The 16736-nt window shown below is 70.8% G+C and carries 15 protein-coding genes, 1 tRNA gene and 1 rRNA gene; 5 read left to right on the forward strand and 12 right to left on the reverse strand.

Features of this window, described 5'->3' with window-relative positions; genetic code table 11:
- Positions 1 to 57: 57 nt before the first annotated feature.
- From ACWPOB_RS24675 to ACWPOB_RS24700, 6 genes are all read right to left on the reverse strand, one after another.
- Entirely contained in the window at positions 58 to 1989 is a 1932-nt protein-coding gene (locus ACWPOB_RS24675; protein ID WP_100056005.1) for an ABC transporter ATP-binding protein, read from the reverse strand.
- Entirely contained in the window at positions 1986 to 3713 is a 1728-nt protein-coding gene (locus tag ACWPOB_RS24680; RefSeq protein WP_455402427.1) for an ABC transporter ATP-binding protein, read from the reverse strand. Before ACWPOB_RS24680 ends, ACWPOB_RS24675 begins: the two co-directional genes overlap by 4 nt.
- Positions 3714 to 3795: 82 nt before the next feature.
- Positions 3796 to 6138, reverse strand: a complete 2343-nt coding sequence (locus tag ACWPOB_RS24685) for an MMPL family transporter (protein ID WP_455402428.1) — start codon at positions 6136 to 6138, stop codon at positions 3796 to 3798.
- A gap of 37 nt (positions 6139 to 6175) precedes the next feature.
- Positions 6176 to 6790: a TetR/AcrR family transcriptional regulator gene (locus ACWPOB_RS24690; protein ID WP_455402429.1), complete on the reverse strand. Its 615-nt coding sequence runs from the start codon at positions 6788 to 6790 to the stop codon at positions 6176 to 6178.
- 78 nt (positions 6791 to 6868) lie between these two features.
- Positions 6869 to 7330 carry an RrF2 family transcriptional regulator gene (locus tag ACWPOB_RS24695; RefSeq protein ID WP_100056008.1) on the reverse strand — a complete coding sequence of 154 codons (462 nt, stop codon included), beginning with the start codon at positions 7328 to 7330 and terminating at the stop codon, positions 6869 to 6871.
- 141 nt (positions 7331 to 7471) lie between these two features.
- Positions 7472 to 8470, reverse strand: a complete 999-nt coding sequence (locus ACWPOB_RS24700) for an ABC transporter permease (protein WP_455402430.1) — start codon at positions 8468 to 8470, stop codon at positions 7472 to 7474.
- A 95-nt stretch (positions 8471 to 8565) separates the two neighbouring features.
- Here ACWPOB_RS24700 and ACWPOB_RS24705 point away from each other — a divergent pair, with 95 nt between their 5' ends.
- Complete coding sequence (locus tag ACWPOB_RS24705) at positions 8566 to 9141, forward strand: TetR/AcrR family transcriptional regulator (protein ID WP_455402431.1); 576 nt, start codon at positions 8566 to 8568, stop codon at positions 9139 to 9141.
- Positions 9142 to 9228: 87 nt separating this feature from the next.
- Positions 9229 to 10179, forward strand: a complete 951-nt coding sequence (locus tag ACWPOB_RS24710) for a sterol desaturase family protein (protein WP_455402432.1) — start codon at positions 9229 to 9231, stop codon at positions 10177 to 10179.
- A gap of 69 nt (positions 10180 to 10248) precedes the next feature.
- On the opposite strand, the gene ACWPOB_RS24715 is transcribed toward ACWPOB_RS24710, so the two are convergent.
- The 3 genes from ACWPOB_RS24715 to ACWPOB_RS24725 form a co-directional block, all read right to left on the reverse strand.
- Positions 10249 to 10339 (reverse strand) — tRNA-Ser (locus tag ACWPOB_RS24715).
- Between the two features lie 45 nt (positions 10340 to 10384).
- Positions 10385 to 10858, reverse strand: coding sequence for a nucleoside deaminase (locus ACWPOB_RS24720; protein ID WP_006944474.1), 474 nt, complete (start codon positions 10856 to 10858; stop codon positions 10385 to 10387).
- Positions 10859 to 11398: a tRNA adenosine deaminase-associated protein gene (locus tag ACWPOB_RS24725; protein WP_100058604.1), complete on the reverse strand. Its 540-nt coding sequence runs from the start codon at positions 11396 to 11398 to the stop codon at positions 10859 to 10861. It abuts the gene before it with no gap.
- Between the two features lie 48 nt (positions 11399 to 11446).
- Here ACWPOB_RS24725 and ACWPOB_RS24730 point away from each other — a divergent pair, with 48 nt between their 5' ends.
- Both ACWPOB_RS24730 and ACWPOB_RS24735 read left to right on the forward strand, forming a co-directional pair.
- A complete protein-coding gene (locus ACWPOB_RS24730; RefSeq protein WP_455402433.1) occupies positions 11447 to 12409 on the forward strand; it encodes a prephenate dehydrogenase in 963 nt (320 codons plus the stop codon).
- A complete protein-coding gene (locus ACWPOB_RS24735; RefSeq protein WP_455402434.1) occupies positions 12397 to 13746 on the forward strand; it encodes an amidase in 1350 nt (449 codons plus the stop codon). Before ACWPOB_RS24730 ends, ACWPOB_RS24735 begins: the two co-directional genes overlap by 13 nt.
- A gap of 38 nt (positions 13747 to 13784) precedes the next feature.
- On the opposite strand, the gene ACWPOB_RS24740 is transcribed toward ACWPOB_RS24735, so the two are convergent.
- The gene (locus tag ACWPOB_RS24740; protein WP_455402435.1) at positions 13785 to 14396 is read right to left on the reverse strand and encodes a putative glycolipid-binding domain-containing protein; all 612 of its coding nucleotides are present in this window, start codon (positions 14394 to 14396) and stop codon (positions 13785 to 13787) included.
- 217 nt (positions 14397 to 14613) lie between these two features.
- Between ACWPOB_RS24740 and ACWPOB_RS24745 the strand changes: the two genes are divergently transcribed.
- Positions 14614 to 15750, forward strand: coding sequence for a GIY-YIG nuclease family protein (locus ACWPOB_RS24745; protein WP_455402436.1), 1137 nt, complete (start codon positions 14614 to 14616; stop codon positions 15748 to 15750).
- 81 nt (positions 15751 to 15831) lie between these two features.
- On the opposite strand, the gene ACWPOB_RS24750 is transcribed toward ACWPOB_RS24745, so the two are convergent.
- Positions 15832 to 16440 carry a hypothetical protein gene (locus ACWPOB_RS24750; protein WP_100058391.1) on the reverse strand — a complete coding sequence of 203 codons (609 nt, stop codon included), beginning with the start codon at positions 16438 to 16440 and terminating at the stop codon, positions 15832 to 15834.
- A gap of 217 nt (positions 16441 to 16657) precedes the next feature.
- Positions 16658 to 16736, reverse strand: a 5S ribosomal RNA gene (rrf, locus tag ACWPOB_RS24755); the annotation flags it as partial.

Raw genomic sequence — 16736 nt, forward strand, 5'->3', positions numbered from 1 at the left:
CGATACTGTGTCGCAGCGCGGACGGTGTCGCAGCGCGGACGGCCCGAACTCGCCCGGTCACTCCACGAGGGCGCGGAACTGCGCGTCGTACAACCGGAAGTAGGCGCCGCCGGCCTCGAGGAGCTCGTCGTGCGTGCCCTGTTCCACGATGCGCCCGTGCTCCATCACCACGATCCGGTCCGCGTCGCGGATGGTCGACAGCCGGTGCGCGATCACGAAACTGGTGCGGTCCCGGCGCAGCACCGCCGTCGCGTGCTGCACGAGCAGTTCGGTGCGGGTGTCGACCGAGCTGGTGGCCTCGTCGAGGATCAGGATGGACGGCTGCGCGAGGAAGGCGCGGGCCGTGGTGATCAGCTGCCGCTCCCCCGCGCTGATGTTGCCGGCGTCCTCGTCGATCACGGTGTCGTAGCCGTCGGGCAGGGACCGCACGAACCGGTCGACGTAGCTGATGCGGGCGGCCTCGAGGATCTGGTCCTCGGTGGCGTCCGGCCTGCCGTAGGCGATGTTGTCGCGGATGGTGCCGCCGAAGAGCCAGGTGTCCTGCAGCACCATCCCGATACGCGAGCGCAGCTCGTCGCGGCTCATGGTCGTGATGTCCACGCCGTCGACGAGGATTCGTCCCGAATCCAGTTCGTAGAAGCGCAGGATCAGGTTCACCAGGGTGGTCTTGCCCGCGCCGGTGGGCCCGACGATCGCGACCATCTGCCCCGGCTCGACGCGCAGGTCGAGATGCTCGATCAGCGGTCGCTCCGGCAGGTACGAGAACGAGACGTCCTCGAACTCGACCAGGCCGTGCCGCCCCCACGGGGTGACGGGGGCAGGCGAGTCGGGTTCCTGTTCGGGTTCGTCGAGGATCTCGAACACCCGCTCGGCGGACGCCGCCGCGGACTGCAGCAGGTTGACCATCGCGCCGATCTGGCCGAGCGGCTGACCGAGCTGCCGCGAGTACTGGATCAGGGCCTGCACCTCGCCGAGGCTGACGGTGCCCGACGCGACCCGCAGCCCGCCGAGCACGGCGATCGCGACGTAGCTGAGGTTGCTCATGAACATCACCAGCGGCATCACCAGACCGGAGACGAACTGGGCGCGGAACCCGGCCCGGAACAGTTCGTCGTTGGTCTCGGTGAAGCGACGCTCGACCTCGGCGGTGCGGCCGAACGCGGTGACGAGTTCGTGGCCGGTGAAGGCCTCCTCGATCTGGCCGTTGAGGTCGCCGGTGGCCTTCCACTGGGTCACGAAGTGCCGTTTGGACCGCTTCGCCACGACCGCGGTCACCACCACCGACGCCGGCACCATGAGGATCGCGACGAGCGCGAGCAGCGGCGAGATCCACACCATCATCACGACGAGCCCGAGCAGGGTGAGCACCGACAGCACCAGCTGGCTGATCGACTGCTGCAAGCCCTGCGAGATGTTGTCGATGTCGTTGGTGACGCGGCTGAGCAGATCGCCGCGGGAATGGGAGTCGAAATAGCGCAGCGGCAGCGCGTGCACCTTGCGTTCCACCCGGGATCGCAGGTCGCGGATGACGCGCTGCACGATCTCGTTGAGCCCGTACGCCGCCAGCCAGATCAGGCCCGACGACAGCAGGTACAGCGCGAGCACGAACACGAGGGTGCGGCCGAGGGCGGCGAAGTCGATGCCCGCGCCCGGCACGAGCGACATGGCCGACACCATCTCCGCGAACTGGTCGCGTCCCTGCGCCCGCAGTGCCTCGACCGCCTGTTCCTTCGACAACCCGGCGGGCAGCTGACGGCCGATCACCCCGCTGAAGATCAGGTCGGTGGCGTGGCCGAGAATGCGGGGCGCCACCGAGGACGCCACCACCCCGAGCACGGCCAGGACGAGCACCACGGCCGCGGCCCACCGGTGCGGCCGCAACAGGCCGACGAGCCGTTTGGTGGCCGGCCACTTCTGCCGTGCCCGGTTCTCCGGCGCGCCCGGGTCCACACCCCCGATCCGCGGCCCCGCCTCCTTGCGCTCGGTCATGCGGTCACCATGCGCTGCGACTCGACGATCTCGGCGTAGGTCGGGCAGCTCGCGAGCAGCTCCAGGTGCGTGCCCGAGCCGACGACGGCCCCGCCGTCGAGGACGACGATGCGGTCGGCGTCGAGCACCGTGGACACCCGTTGCGCGACGACCACGACGCACGCATCGCGGGTCTCCGGGAACAGTGCCTCCCGCAGCCGCGCGTCGGTGGCCTGGTCCAGGGCCGAGAACGCATCGTCGAACAGGTAGATCGACGGCCGGCGGACCAGTGCCCGGGCGATGGCCAGGCGCTGGCGCTGCCCGCCCGAGACCGTGGTGCCGCCCTGGGCGACGAGGGTGTTCAGCCCCTCCGGCATCGCCCGGACGAAGTCCGCGGCCTGCGCGACCTCGAGGGCGTGCCAGAGCTCGTCGTCGGTCGCGTCGGCGCGGCCGTACCGCAGATTGTCGGCGACGGTGCCGGAGAACAGGTAGGCCCGCTGCGGCACGAGACCGATCGCGGCGCGCAGCACCTGCGGGTCCAGGTCACGCACATCGGTGCCGCCCACCAGGACCGAGCCGGCGGTGACGTCGATCAGCCGCGGGATCAGCCGCAGCAGGGTCGTCTTGCCGGAGCCGGTACCGCCGATCACGGCGGTCGTGCTGCCGGGCTCGGCCCGGAACGTCACGTCGCGCAAGACGGGCGCGTCGGCGCCGGGATACGCGAAGGCCGCACCCCGCAGCTCGAGGGTCACGGGGGTGGCGAGAGTGCGGACGGGCCGAGCCGGCGCCGGCAGCGACGATTCGGTGTCGAGTACGTCGAGGATCCGCTCGGCACACACCGCCGCGCGCGGCGCCATCATCGCCACGAACGATGTCATCATCACCGCCATCAGGATCTGCATGATGTAGCTCAGCAGCGCGGTGAGGGATCCGACCTGCATGTCACCGGTGTCGATACGGTGGCCGCCGAACCACAGCACGGCCACGCTCGTGGCGTTGGCGATGAGCATCACGAGCGGGAACAGCAGGGCGTTGATGCGGCCGACGTGCAGGGCCGTGTCGGTCAGTTCCGCGTTGGCGACCTCGAACCGGTCCTGTTCGGTGCGCTCGCGCACGAACGCCCGCACCACGCGGATACCGGTGATCTGTTCGCGCAGTACCCGATTGACGGCGTCGATGCGTACCTGCATCACCCGGAAGGCGGGCACCATCATCGCGATCAGGACGAACATGGTGACCGCGAGGACGGGCACGGCTGCGACGAGCACCAGCGACGTGCCGGCGTCCTCGCGCAGCGCCATGACGATGCCACCGATGCCCATGATCGGGGCCATCACCACGATGGTGCAGCTCATCAGCACGAGCATCTGCACCTGCTGCACGTCGTTGGTGTTGCGGGTGATGAGCGACGGCGCGCCGAACCGGCCGAACTCGCGGGCGGAGAACCCGCCGACGCGCCGGAGCACGGCGAGCCGCACGTCGCGGCCGACGGCCATGGCGGTGCGCGCCGCGAAGTACACCGAACCGATCGAGCAGCCGATCTGCACCGAGCTGATCGCCAGCATCACCGCGCCGGTAGTGAGGATGTACCCGATGTCGCCGCGGGCGACGCCGTAGTCGATCAGGTCGGCGTTGAGCGCCGGCAGGATCAGCATGGTGCCGGTGGCCACCATCTGCAGCAGCACCACCGCGATCAGCGCCCCCCGGTGAGGGCGCAGGAACCGCGGGAGCAACCGGACCAGCATGATCACCACGCTACCGGTGCAGGGGCCCGGTTCCCGGCACCTTTTCCGTCCGTGAGGGAACGGAAAAGGCGCCCGGGGCCGGTCATGTGTGCGCCGGCTCGCGGCTGGGCTCGGGGACGGTCAGCTCACGGCGGAGCTTCTCGCCCTCGACGTCCACGTTCGGCAGGATGCGGTCCAGCCACGTCGGCAGCCACCAGGCCTTGTCGCCGAGCAGCGCCATCACCGCGGGGATGATCACCATGCGCACGACGAACGCGTCGAAGAACACGGCGGCGGCAAGCGCGAAGCCGATCGACTTGATGAACGAGTTCGGCTCGGCGATGAAGGCGGCGAACACCGAGATCATGATGACCGCCGCCGCGGTGACCACCCGGGCACCGTGGGCGAATCCGATCCGCACGGCCTCCTTCGCGGACGCGCCGTGGACGAATTCTTCCCGCATTCGGGTCACCAGGAAGACCTGGTAGTCCATCGCCAGGCCGAACACCACGCCGATGAGGAAGATCGGCATGAAGCTGACGATCGGCTGCGGGTTGGAGACCAGCCCGCCCCAGCCCTCCTGGAAGACCGCGACGGTCGCGCCGAACGTCGCCAGGACGCTGAGCAGGAATCCGAGGGTCGCGGTCAGCGGCACCAGGATCGACCGGAACACGAGCATCAGCAGGATGAACGCGAGTCCGACGACCACCGCGAGGTACGGGACGAGCGCGCTCTGCAGGGTCTCGGACACGTCGCCTTCGAGGGCGGTCTGTCCGGTGATGCCGTAGGAGACGCCGATCTCGTCGTGCAGCTGGGCCTCCTGGTCGCGGATGCTCGACACGAGGTCCATCGTCGCCGGCTCGCTGGGGCCCGACCGGGGGGTGACCATGATCTGCGCGGTGTCACCGGCCTGGTTGACGGCCACGATCTGGGCGTTGACCACCTCGTCCTGCTCGTACAGGCGCTGCACGACCTCCCCGAACGCCTGTTGCGGCGCGACGGTGGCCTCGCGGGCGTCGGCGACGACGAGCAGCGGACCGTTGCGGCCGGGACCGAACGCCTCGTTCACGAGGTCGTAGGCCTGACGGGCGCTGGTCTTCGGGTCGCCGGTGGCCTCGGTGGGCAGGGCGAGCTGCAGGTTCGCGCCGGGCAGCGCGAGGATGCCGAGCAGCAGCACGCCGGCGACGAGCGGGATCAGCGGCTTGCCGGTGGCCCAGCGGATGTAGCGCTGGGCGGCGCTCGGCTTGTCGGTGTCGGCCTCCGGGTCGTGGTTCTTCAGGCCCGGGATGCGGCCGGCGAACGCCTTGCGGCCGAACAGGCCGAGGATCGCCGGCAGCAGGGTGATCGCGATGAGCACGGCGATGAACACCGTGAATGCGGCCGCGTAGCCCATCGCGGACAGGAACGGGATCCCCACCACGCTGAGGGCCATCAGGGCGATGATCACGGTCAGGCCGGCGAACACGACGGCAGAGCCGGCGGTGCCCACGGCACGTCCGGCCGCCTCGGCACGGTCGGCGGTGACGGTGATCTCGTGCCGGAACCGGGAGACGATGAACAGCGAGTAGTCGATCGCGACGGCGAGACCGATCATGATCGCCAGCGTCGGGGTCATCGAGCTCAGGTCGGCGAAACCGGTGGCGATGGTGATGCCGAGGCTGCCGATGGCGATGCCGATGATGGCGGTGATCAGGGGCAGGCCCGCGGCGACGAGCGAGCCGAAGGTGATGGCGAGGACGACGGCGGCGATGCCGATGCCGATGAGTTCGGTGACGCCGCCGGGCATCTCGGCCTCCGCGGCGGCGGTGCCGCTGACCTGGACGTTCAGGCCCGCGTCCCGGCCGATCTCCGCGGCCGCGGCGATCTGCTCGCGCATCGTGTCGTCGACGTCGCCGAAGCCGCCCTCGAACGGGACGGTGACGAATCCGACGGTGCGGTCCGGGCTCAGCGGCGACAGCGCGGCCGCGTCGGCGAGCGCGGTCTCCTCCGGCTTGCCCTGTTGCTCCGCGGCGGCCTTCATCTGTTCGACGAGACCGGCGTTCGCGGTGACGGGGTCCACGAGGACGGCGGCCTGCTGCTCGGGGGTGGCGACTGCCGGGTCGATCTTGGCGGCGGCGGTCACCTTGTCGATCCCGCGGATCGCCGCGAGCACCTCGTTCATCGCCGCGAGGTTCTGCGGTTCGTCGAGGGTCCCGCCGTCGGGGGCGGCGAACACGTAGCGCGCGCTGAGCGCGTTCATCGGGTCCGCGGCGTTCGGGAACCGTTCGGCGAGCAGGTCCTGCGTCTGCTGCGCGGGAGTGCCGGGGATGGAGAACGAGTCCGTCGTCGGCCCGGACAGGGTGGCCGCACCCACGCCGAAGAGGACGAGGATCGCCAGCCAGAGGGAGAGGACCGTGCCTTTTCGCCGATAGGCGAACTTGCCGATCCGATAGAGATAGGTCGCCACGGGGAACCTCGTCTTCCGGATGTGTCGTGCAGGTGTCTTAGGAAAGGCCTTGCCGCAGCTGCCCGAAGGCGGCACGGACGAGTTCCTCGGGGGAAGCCGCCCCCGAAGTGCCGGCGAGCCACAGTTCGACTGCCGACTTCATGGCCGAGACCGCGGCGTAGCGGACCAGGCTCGGATACAGGTCGACCCGGGGATCGGTGCCGGTGCGCTCGGCGATGGCCTCGACGAGCAGTTGCGAGGCGCGCACTTCCATCTCGACGCGGCGCGCCAGCAGTGCCGGGCTCTGATCGACGAGTTCCATGGTCGAACACAGCTCGACGAAGTCGCCGTCCGGCTCCGCAACGATCTGCCGGGCGACGACTTCCATGGAGTCCCATACGGGTTCCCCGGCGGGCCGTGAGTGCAGGCGCCCGACCCAGGAGTGCACCATCCCCTCGAGATGCGCGAGGACGGCCTCCTCCTTGCTCGCGAAGTAGTTGTGGAAGGTGCGGGTGGACACGCCCGCCTTCGCGGCGATGGCGTCGGCGGTGACGCCGTGGATGCCCTTGGCGCGGGCGAGGTCGGCCGCGGCGGCAACGAGCGCTGCGCGCGTGGCGGCCTTCTTGCGGTCACGCAGTCCGGGCGGATTGGTCACGTCTTCCACGGTACGCATCTTGCAGATCCCTGCAAATTTGCAGAGAACTGCAAAAATATGTGTTTGCCCACACCGCCCCGAGCGTTGTGGCAGCGCTCACGTGCGCCGGCGCTCCCAGGCGCCCGGATCGGCGGTCAGGTCGGCCACGAACTGCGGAAGATCGTCCGCGACGACGTCGGCGAGGGTGACCTCCTCGAGGACGGCCCGCAGATTCACCCGCACCGCGATCCATACGTCCCGCAGGCGTTCGGCCGGGCCGGTGTAGACCACGTCCTCGGGCCGCTCGCCGCGCACCGACGCGAGCGGGCCCTCCACGGTGCGAATGATGTCCGCGATGGAGATCTCGTCGGCCGGGCGGGCCAGCCAGTACCCCCCTTCGGGGCCGCGGCGGCTGTGCACCAGTCCGCCGCGGCGCAGATCACCGAGCACCGCCTCGAGGAACTTGTGCGGAATGCGCTGCGCCCGGGCCAGGCCCTCCGCCTTGGCGGGCGCCTCGCCGGCCGCCGCGAGTTCGAGCAGGGTGCGCACGGCATAGTCCACCCGGGCGGTGATATGCACGTCGCACTCCTCGGTTCGCGGCTGGCCGCCGGGCGCCGGCGGACACACGATTCCTACCAAACCTGAGGGAAAGCGCGCGACGCGGCAGCGGTCGTGCGGCGACGGTGCAACTGCGGTCACGCGGCGACGGTGCAACTGCGGTCACGCGGCGACGGTGCGACGACGTGCCGACGCCGCACACAACGTGAGCCCGGCGACGACCCATGCGCTCAGCACCAGCACCGCCGTCCCGCCGCCGTGCCCGTCGAAGAAGGCCACCGAGCGGACCAGCGTGCCGGCGGCGCCGGGTGGCAGCAGCTGGCCGAAGGTGCCCCACCCCTGCGGCAGCCACGCTGCGGTGGTCGCGAAGCCCGACAGCGGGTTGCCGACGAACATCATCAGGACCGCCCCGGCACCGAAACCGGGCAGCCCGAAGAGCGACTCGAGGCCGAGCAGTGGCAGCGAGACGGCGGCCAGGCCCAGCGTGAGTGCTCCGGCGGTGGCCCAGTAGTTCCCGGTCAGGCTGCCGAACCCGAACTGCAGGACGGCGGTGAGGGTCAGCCCCGCGAGCACCGCGAAGCCGACCGCGCCGAGCACGCGCAGGCCGACCCGCCGGGGGAACAGCCGGACGAGGGCGATCGCGGGCACCAGACCACCCAGGACCAGGGGCAGGGCCAGCGAGTTCAGGCCGGCCCCCGCCGGGTCGTCGGCCGGCAGCGGCACGACGTCGCGCACGGGGACGGGCCGGCCGACGGCCTCCGACAGGCCGGTGGCCGTGGCGGTCAGCGCCTGAGCGACAGGGGCGCCGCCGGCCCCGGCGACATACATCGCGGGTCCGTCCGGCCCGACGGCGAGACCACCGACGACCTCGCGGTGCTCGATGGCGCTGCGCAGCGCCTCCGCGTCGGCGTACCGCTGCGGCGCGAACGCACCGGGCCGGGCACCGGAGAGGCCGGCCTCGATCTGGGCGACGGCCTGGTCCGGCCCGGCGATACCGATCTTCAGCGCGTGCGGGCCGCTGTTCACGGCGGGCGCCGCGAATGCGAACAGCATCAGGGCGATCACGGCGGTGAGCGCGAGCACGACGCCGGCGACGCGTACCGCGTCCGGCGGGGCGTGCCGCGCCGTGGAGGTGTCCGGGGAGGAGGTCGGGGCAACCATGACGACTCCTTGAAGTGGAGGATTGTTCTCCGTTTATGTGGAGTATATTCCTCCGGTAGGAGCGGGGTGTCAACCCGCCGAACACAGGAGATCCCATGCGCGCCGATGCCGCCCGCCGCCGCGAGGCCCTGATCCTCGCGGCCCGCGACGTGCTCGCCGAACGCGGGCACGACGCGCCCCTCGATGCCATCGCCGAGCGCGCCGGCGTCGGCATCGCCACCCTCTACCGCAACTTCCCCACCCGCGACGATCTCGCGCACGCCGTGGCCCGTCGCACCCTCGACGAGGCGGGTGCGGCGGCGGATCGCGCCCTCGCCGTGATGGCGTCGGACCCCGAACGTGCCTGGGCCGAATTCGTCGACACCGCCGTCCGGCTGCGGCTCGGCGCCCTGATCCCGGCTCTCATCGTCGAGAGCTACCGGGAACTGCCCGACGACGTCCTCGAGATCCGGGAGGGCACCAAGGCGCGCGTCACCGAGCTCGTCCACGCCGCACAGCAGGCCGGCCTCGTCCGCGACGACGTCCAGCCGATCGAGGTGATCATGGCGGTGGCCCGGCTGACCCGCCCCCACGTGCGGTTCGTCGACGACGTCGTGCCCGCCCTCGTGCCCCGGATGATCGCGATCTACCTCGCCGGCCTGCGTCCGGACGGGCGGCCGCTCCCGCAGTGACCGCCCGGCGGCCCCTCGCCCGCCGTAGTGACCGTCACCACATTCCGGTAGATTGGACGTCTGTTCACATCACTCCCGGAGGACCGAATGTGGGAGACCCTGACGGCGTCCTGGGCGTCGCTGCTCGAGCCTCTGCACGACCCCGTCGCGCTGGCCATCCCGGCGTTCCTGCTCTTCCTCGCCCTCGAATGGGCCGCCGCCCGCACGCTCGAGCACGTCGAACCCGGCGACGACGGGCACACCCGTCCGCCGCGCGGCGGCTACGAGGCCCTCGACGCGCGCACGAGCATCTCCATGGGATTGGTCTCCATCGGCACCAGCGCCGCCTGGAAGGTGCTGGCCCTCGTCGGCTACTCGGCGATCTGGGTGTACCTCGCACCGTGGCACCTACCGGCGGACGCGTGGTACACGTGGGCGATCCTGATCCTCGGCATCGACCTGCTCTACTACTGGTACCACCGGACAGCGCACCGGGTGCGCCTCGTGTGGGCCACCCACCAGGCGCACCACTCGAGCGAGTACTTCAACTTCGCCACCGCCCTGCGCCAGAAATGGAACAACAGCGGCGAGATCCTCATGTGGCTGCCGCTGCCCTTCCTCGGCATCCCGCCGTGGATGGTGTTCGTCGGATTCTCCGTCTCGCTCGTATACCAGTTCTTCGTGCACACCGAGCGGGTGGGCACGCTGCCCCGGCCCGTCGAGTTCGTCTTCAACACCCCGTCGCACCACCGCGTGCACCACGGCTGCGATCCGGAGTACCTCGACCGCAACTACGGCGGCATCCTGATCCTCTGGGACCGCCTGTTCGGCACCTTCCGCCGCGAAACCCACCGCCCCACGTACGGACTCACCAAGCCCGTCGGCACCTACAACATCTGGCGGCTGCAAACCCACGAGTACCAGGCCATCGCCCGCGACTGGCGGGCCGCCCCGCGGTGGCGCGACAAACTCGGCTACGCGTTCGGCCCGCCCGGCTGGGCGCCGCAGCGACCGACCACCGTCGCGAGTGCGCAGTTGTCGTCACGACACGCCGGGTGAAGCGACCGGAACTGCGCATTCGACGAACGAGAACGGCCCCGATCCGGTCAACCGGATCGGGGCCGTTCTTGGCGGTGGCGGAGGGATTTGAACCCTCGGACGGGGGTTACCCGTCACACGCTTTCGAGGCGTGCTCCTTAGGCCGCTCGGACACGCCACCGCACACGACTTTACCGGATTCGGGCCGGTAGCCGAAATCCGCAGGTCACCGACGTTCGGCGAGACGCTGGGCCCGGAAGAAATCCTCGAGCACCGCCGCGCATTCGTCCTCGAGCACGCCGCCGCGCACCTGTGGGCGGTGGGTGAGCCGACGATCACGCACCACGTCCCACAGCGACCCGACCGCACCCGTCTTCGGCTCCCACGCCCCGAACACCACGCGGTGCACCCTGGCCAGCACCAGCGCGCCCGCACACATCGTGCACGGCTCCAGCGTCACGGCCAGCGTCGTGCCTTCGAGCCGCCAGCCGTCGCCATGCACCTTCGCGGCCGCGCGCAGCGCCAGCACCTCCGCATGAGCCGTCGGATCGCCCGTGGCCTCCCGCGAATTCGCCGCACGGGCCAGCTCGGTCCCATCCGCGTCGAACAGCACCGCACCGACCGGCACGTCGCCGGCCGGCGCCGCGGCGGCCGCCTCCAGCGCGGCCCGGATCATCGCCTCGTCGTCGCGCAGGCCCATCTAGGGGCGCAGCTTGTCCAGCGTCGTGGCGAGAACCTCGTCGAATCCCAGCCGCTGGGCGATCTCCTCGATCTGCTCGTCCGGATACAGATCGGACTCGGCGGCGATCACCGCCAGCACGGGCTCCGGCAATCCCAGATCCGCGAGAATCCCCAGATCGCCCTCCTCCCACGGCTCGATGTCGTCGAGCTCGTCGGGGTCGATGTCCGGGATCTCGATGTTCAACGCGTCGAGCACGTCGGCGGCGATGTCGTAGTCGATCGCCATGGTCGCGTCGGACAGCAGCAGACGCGTGCCCGACGGGGCGGGGCGGACGATGACGAAGAACTCGTCGTCCACGTTGAGCAACCCGAAGATCGCGCCGGTGCTGCGCAGCTCGCGCAGCTCCCGGTCGGCCACCTCGAGGCTCGTCAACACCGCCGCCGACAGTGCCTTGCACTTCCAGCGACCGTCCTCCCGCGTCACGGCGACCCCGAACCCGTCGAGGTCCTCAGTCGAACTCACGGAAGGGCTCTTGTTCCCCGCACGCTGCGCAGCCATGGGCGCAACGGTAGTCGGCGCAGTCCCGTGAATGAAGTCCAGCAGGCGATGTGCCAACCTGTTCGGGTGCCCACCTCCGCGTCCACCCCGCCCGTGTGTGTGCTCGGCCTCGGCCTGATCGGCGGATCGTTGCTGCGTGCGGCCGTCGCCGCGGGCCGCGAGGCCTGGGGATACAACCGGTCGGCGGAGCCCGTCGAGGCCGCCCGGGCCGACGGATTCGACGCCTCGACCGACCTGCCGGCCACGCTGCGGCGCGCCGCGGAATCCGACGCCCTCGTCGTCGTCGCCGTGCCCGTGCCCGCCGTGGACGCGGTGCTCGCCGCCGTCGCCGAGCACGCCCCGCACGCCGCACTGACCGACGTGGTCAGCGTCAAGTCGCAGGTCGCCGCCGCTGTCGCCGCCCACGGGCTGTCCGCCCGCTTCGTCGGCGGCCATCCCATGGCCGGCACCGCCGAGTCCGGCTGGTCGGCGGGATTCGCGGAACTGTTCCGCGACGCGGTGTGGGTGGTCACCGTCGACGACGGCACCGATCCCGTGGTGTGGACGCAGGTCGCCGATCTCGCCCTCGACTGCGGTTCCGTCGTCGTGCCCGCCGAATCGGGCGAGCACGACGCCGCGGTCGCCCGCGTCTCGCACCTGCCGCACCTGCTCGCCGAGGCACTCGCGCTGTCCGGGGCCGCCGGAGGCGACCTGGCGCTGGGCCTGGCCGCCGGCTCGTTCCGCGACGGCACCCGCGTCGCCGGGACCGCACCCGCGCTGGTCGACGCGATGTGCGCGGGTAACGCCACGGCGCTGCTCACGACCCTCGACGAGACCCTCGAGGTGCTGCGCGTCGCCCGCGAGCGACTCGCCGACGGCAGCACCGCCGAGCTGACCGCCGCCGGTCACGCCGCCCGGCGACGATTCGAGCAACGCGTACGCCGGCCCGTCACCGGCATCGTCCCCGGCGACGCCGACTGGATCGCCCGGCTGCGCGAGTCCGGCCGCCGCGGCGAGGTGTGGACGCGGTGACACTGCGCGACACCACGGCGGCACTCGCGAAGGGCGAACTGACCGCCACCGGCCACGTCCGGCAGGTGCTGGCCGACCTCGACGCCCTCGACGGCACACCATGGTCGAACCTCGTGGCCGCCCGCAACGACGCCGCCGCCCTCGAGTCCGCCGCCCGCGCCGACGCCGAGCTCGCGGCCGGCAACTGGATCGGCCCGCTGCACGGTGTCGCCGTCGCCGTCAAGGACAACATCGACGTCGCCGGGATGCCGACGCGCTGCGGCAGCAACGTCCTCGCCGACGCACCGCCGGCCGCGCAGGACGCCAGGATCGTCGAGCGGCTCCGCGAGGCCGGCGCCGTCGTCGTCGCCAAGACGCATCTGCACGAGTTCGCGTACGGGCCGAGCGGCCTGGTCAACGCGTCCGGACCGGCCCGGCACCCGCACGATCCCACCCGGATCACCGGCGGCTCGTCCTCGGGGTCGGCCGCGCTCGTCGCCAAGGGCATCGTGCCGCTGGCGCTGGGCACCGACACCGGATGCAGTGTGCGGACCCCGGCGGCACTGTGCGGCGTCGTCGGCCTCAAGCCCACCCGCGGAGCGTTGCCGGTCGACGGGGTGTTCCCCCTGTCCACCACCTTCGACCACGTGGGCCTGCTCGCCCGCGACGTCCTCGACGCCGGACTGGCGTGGGGTGCGCTGCCCGGGATCGCACACCTGCGCACGCCCGTCTCCGGTCTGCGGGTCGGACGGCTACGCGGCGGCCTCTGGGACGTGCCCGACGCCGCATTCGAGTCCGCGCTCGACGACGCCTGCCGCACGCTCGCCCACCTCGGTGCCGAGGTACGGGACGTGACGCTGCCGGAAACCGACGACCTGCTGGCCGTGTATCCCGTCGTCACCGGCTCGGAGGCGTACGAAACCCATCAGCGCTGGTTCGAGAACGACCCGGACCTCTACCAGCCGGCCACCGCGGCGCTGCTCGCGGCTCAGCGGGACCGTCCGGCGACGGACTACGTGCGGGCCGTGCGGACGGCCGCCCGGCTGCGCCGCGACGTCCTGCGCCGGCTACGCCGCGACGACGGGCTCGACGCCCTGATCACCGTCACCACCCCGCTGCGATCGGCCGCACTCGACAGCGACCCCGCCGCGCTTCGGGGGCCGCTGCTGCAGATGTGCATCCCGTTCAGCGTGCTCGGCGTGCCTGCGGTGTCGGTTCCCGCTCCGGGCGGCGGGGATTTTCCCATCGGCGTGCAGGTGATCGGATTGACCACCGGGACCGCCGGGCACGGCAGTCACCCCGGAGAGTCCACGGCCCTCGCACTGGCGATGGCAGTGGAGGGCACTGCCCTCTCCTGAAACTGCGAGGGCACTGCCCTCTCCCGAAACTGCTCGGCCTAGATCCGCCCCGCCAGTCCGGGGTAGTTCACGACGAAACCGTCGCCGTCCACCGTCACCGAGGAGCTGGACACCGGGGACAAGACGTGGATGCCGTCGGCCGCGCTGCTGTAGACGACGGTGGCCTCCTCGATGCCGAGATCGAGCAGGTTCACGTAGACGACCGGCACCTCGAGTTCGTCCGCGCCGGACTGCAGCCCGTAGCGGCGGATCGGCAGCGCATTGAAGAACGGACTGAGGATGACGTCGACGTCGAGTGCCCCGCCGAACGCCGAACGCTGGTGCTGGGTGCCGTTGTCGACCATCCAGATGCCCTCCTCGGACCGGCTGATCGACATGTGCCTCTCACCGGCGGCCACGGTCGTGCGCACCGACAACCGGCGCGTCACACCGTTCTCGTCGGTAACGAGGTCGTACGACGCGCTGAACGCGGGGTGCTCCGCGCACTGCGCGCCGACGATGCGGCCCGCCGCCTTGATGCGACTGCCGCTCAGTTGGACACGCACCGACTCCATCCGAGGAACGTCGTAGGCCCGCCACGTCAGAATCGCGGGCCAGTTCGATGCTGGGCTCGCCGCAGACCGCGCGGCATCGGGGACTGGGATGCTCACGTGTCTACGTTAAGCGACGAGCCACCCCCAGGGAGCAGGGGTGCCGTGAATCGTGCCCTTCGTGTAGCCGACGACTACGGCGAACGTGGCGATCGTCACACCACGGGCGCGTGTCCGCGGCACCAAGACGGGGTTGCCGGGCGGTGACCACCGGCGTTGTGCAGCGCGTTTGAGCACGCAACCCGCTACCCGCGAGAGACTGGCCTACAGTCGCCTCATGCGTACCGTGTGGACAGTTCCTCAGAACATCGCCCAGATCCTCCTGGAGTCCCCCGAGATCCAGATGTTCCTGACCAGCAACGAGCTGCCCGACACCGCCGCGGACCCTCGTCAGCGCCTCGCCGAGTTCACTCGCGCGCTCGCCGCCCTGGCCCGCCACACCGGACGCGCCTTCGGCTCCGTCGACGCTGCCAACCGCGAACTGTTCGGCGGCTCCGCCGGCACCGTACCGGTCGCCTTGCGGCTCGCCGTCCTGCGCGAGATCGTCACCGACGTCGACGACCGCACCCCCACCCCGGACCCGCTGCCGGCGACGGTCGTCGAACAGCTCGGTGCCTACGTGTACGCCCTCGTCGATCCGCGCGACCACACCGTCCTGCACGTCGGACAGGGCCGCGGAAACCGCCTGTTCGCCCTGACCTGGACAGCACTCGGCGAAAACCACAAGCTGACCGCCGGCGGCGAGGCCCCGCCCGCACACACCCCCGAAGCCGACGCGGCTGTGCACCGGATCCGTGCCGTCTACGACTCCGGCTACTCCGTGGGCCACTATGTCGTGGCCGACCGGGTGGCCCCGGCGGTCGACGCCGACCACGCCGCCGGCTTCACCGCGCAGTCCCTGGTCTCGGTGCTGGGGCTGCTCGAACCGCACGACGGCGAACTCGTGCTGACCAACCTCGTCGGCGCAACCGAGGAATCCGACCGGGTGGCCCATCCCATCGAGGAACTGATACGTCAGTACTCCGCGGAGGCCGCACCCGAGCTGCCCACCCCGTGCGTCGTGCTCCGGATCACGGATGCGAAAACGGCTTCCCCCGAACAGGTCCGAGGACTCGCCGACCGTCCGTGGCCGGCCGGAGCCGCGGCACGCCGGGTCGACGGACTGCCCATCCTGGTGGTGGCGGACAACATCGTGCGCGGCGCCTACCGGGCCACCGGCTGGGAAGCGGCATCCCGCACCGAGGACAACGGCGGCACCATCCTCTACCGCTTCCTCGGCGACGCCGATCCCGAACTCGAGAAGCTCTTCGTCGACACCCGTCTGACGCCGGATCGGTTGGGACTCAAGCGCTGGCCGTCACACGGCTGGGCGCCGCGGCTCACGCGGGCCCTGCCCCACCGGCCGAGGCCCTGACACTGCGGAGCGGTTGACACTGCAGGGCGGTCCGGGCCGCGCCACCACGGCCCGGGCTTCCCTACTGTCGGCTGAGCCGGCTCACCTGCCGCTCGGGGTGAGAATGGGCTCGTGCAGGTCGTAGTAGTGCACGTCGCCGAGTAGGCGCATCTCCTCCTCCAGAAGCGGCCGCAGATCGTCGGGAATCTCCATCCGTTCGTGGGCACGTGCCTCGTCCTCGGACGAGAAGTACACCGTCTCGACGTACCCGTCGTCACCGTAGGTGGCGAGCGTGCCGCCGATGATCTCGGGCCGCAGCTCATGCACCCGGTCCTGACCCTCGGCGAGCAGACTCTTCATCCGCCCGAGATCGGGGCAGTGCCCCTCCATGACCTGTACGAATCCTGCAGTGTCCGAGCCACCTTCCATCCACACCTCGACGTCACGGCAGTCGTGGACGGTGATCTCCCCGTCGAAGCACTGCTCGGCCTCGGCCCACCACGCGCCCTGCTCCGGACGTTCGCTGTTACGGCGGGCCGCCTCCTCCGACTCGAACCGCGCCACCGACACGAAGGTTCCGTCGTCGCTGAATCCCGACGTGCTCCCCAGATAGCCCACTGCGCCCGGGCGCAGCTCGTCCGTCCACCGCTGCAGGCAGGCCTTCAGCGCCTGCTCGTCGCGAACCGTCCCCTGCCAGACCTGAATGAACATCACTATCGCCTCCACGTGCGGGACAAGCCCACAACCAACGGCTTCCGTGGCCGACCCGTCGCCGTCCACCGTCGGCGTCACCCGACGGCCGGCAATCGCGACCACCGTAGATCCAATGATTCGCCTGTGCCGGAGCACGGACAAGAGGGAGCCGGGCCGGAACATGCGGAAATGCCGGAAGCCCCCCAACGAGGTTGGGGGGCTTCCGGTAACGGGTGTTCGGCGGTGTCCTACTCTCCCACACCCTGTCGGGTGCAGTACCATCGGCGCTGGAGGGCTTAGCTTCCGGGTTCGGA

This window comes from Rhodococcus sp. 2H158 (genome assembly GCF_053764755.1).

Excerpts from the sequence above, each read along its gene's own strand:
- ACWPOB_RS24675 (WP_100056005.1), bottom strand. The coding sequence starts at position 1,989 with ATGACCGAGCGCAAGGAGGCGGGGCCGCGGATCGGGGGTGTGGACCCG.
- ACWPOB_RS24680 (WP_455402427.1), bottom strand. The coding sequence starts at position 3,713 with ATGCTGGTCCGGTTGCTCCCGCGGTTCCTGCGCCCTCACCGGGGGGCG.
- ACWPOB_RS24690 (WP_455402429.1), bottom strand. The coding sequence starts at position 6,790 with ATGCGTACCGTGGAAGACGTGACCAATCCGCCCGGACTGCGTGACCGC.
- ACWPOB_RS24700 (WP_455402430.1), bottom strand. The coding sequence starts at position 8,470 with ATGGTTGCCCCGACCTCCTCCCCGGACACCTCCACGGCGCGGCACGCC.
- ACWPOB_RS24705 (WP_455402431.1), top strand. The coding sequence starts at position 8,566 with ATGCGCGCCGATGCCGCCCGCCGCCGCGAGGCCCTGATCCTCGCGGCC.
- ACWPOB_RS24710 (WP_455402432.1), top strand. The coding sequence starts at position 9,229 with ATGTGGGAGACCCTGACGGCGTCCTGGGCGTCGCTGCTCGAGCCTCTG.
- ACWPOB_RS24720 (WP_006944474.1), bottom strand. The coding sequence starts at position 10,858 with ATGGGCCTGCGCGACGACGAGGCGATGATCCGGGCCGCGCTGGAGGCG.
- ACWPOB_RS24725 (WP_100058604.1), bottom strand. The coding sequence starts at position 11,398 with ATGGCTGCGCAGCGTGCGGGGAACAAGAGCCCTTCCGTGAGTTCGACT.
- ACWPOB_RS24730 (WP_455402433.1), top strand. The coding sequence starts at position 11,447 with ATGTGCCAACCTGTTCGGGTGCCCACCTCCGCGTCCACCCCGCCCGTG.
- ACWPOB_RS24745 (WP_455402436.1), top strand. The coding sequence starts at position 14,614 with ATGCGTACCGTGTGGACAGTTCCTCAGAACATCGCCCAGATCCTCCTG.
- ACWPOB_RS24750 (WP_100058391.1), bottom strand. The coding sequence starts at position 16,440 with ATGTTCATTCAGGTCTGGCAGGGGACGGTTCGCGACGAGCAGGCGCTG.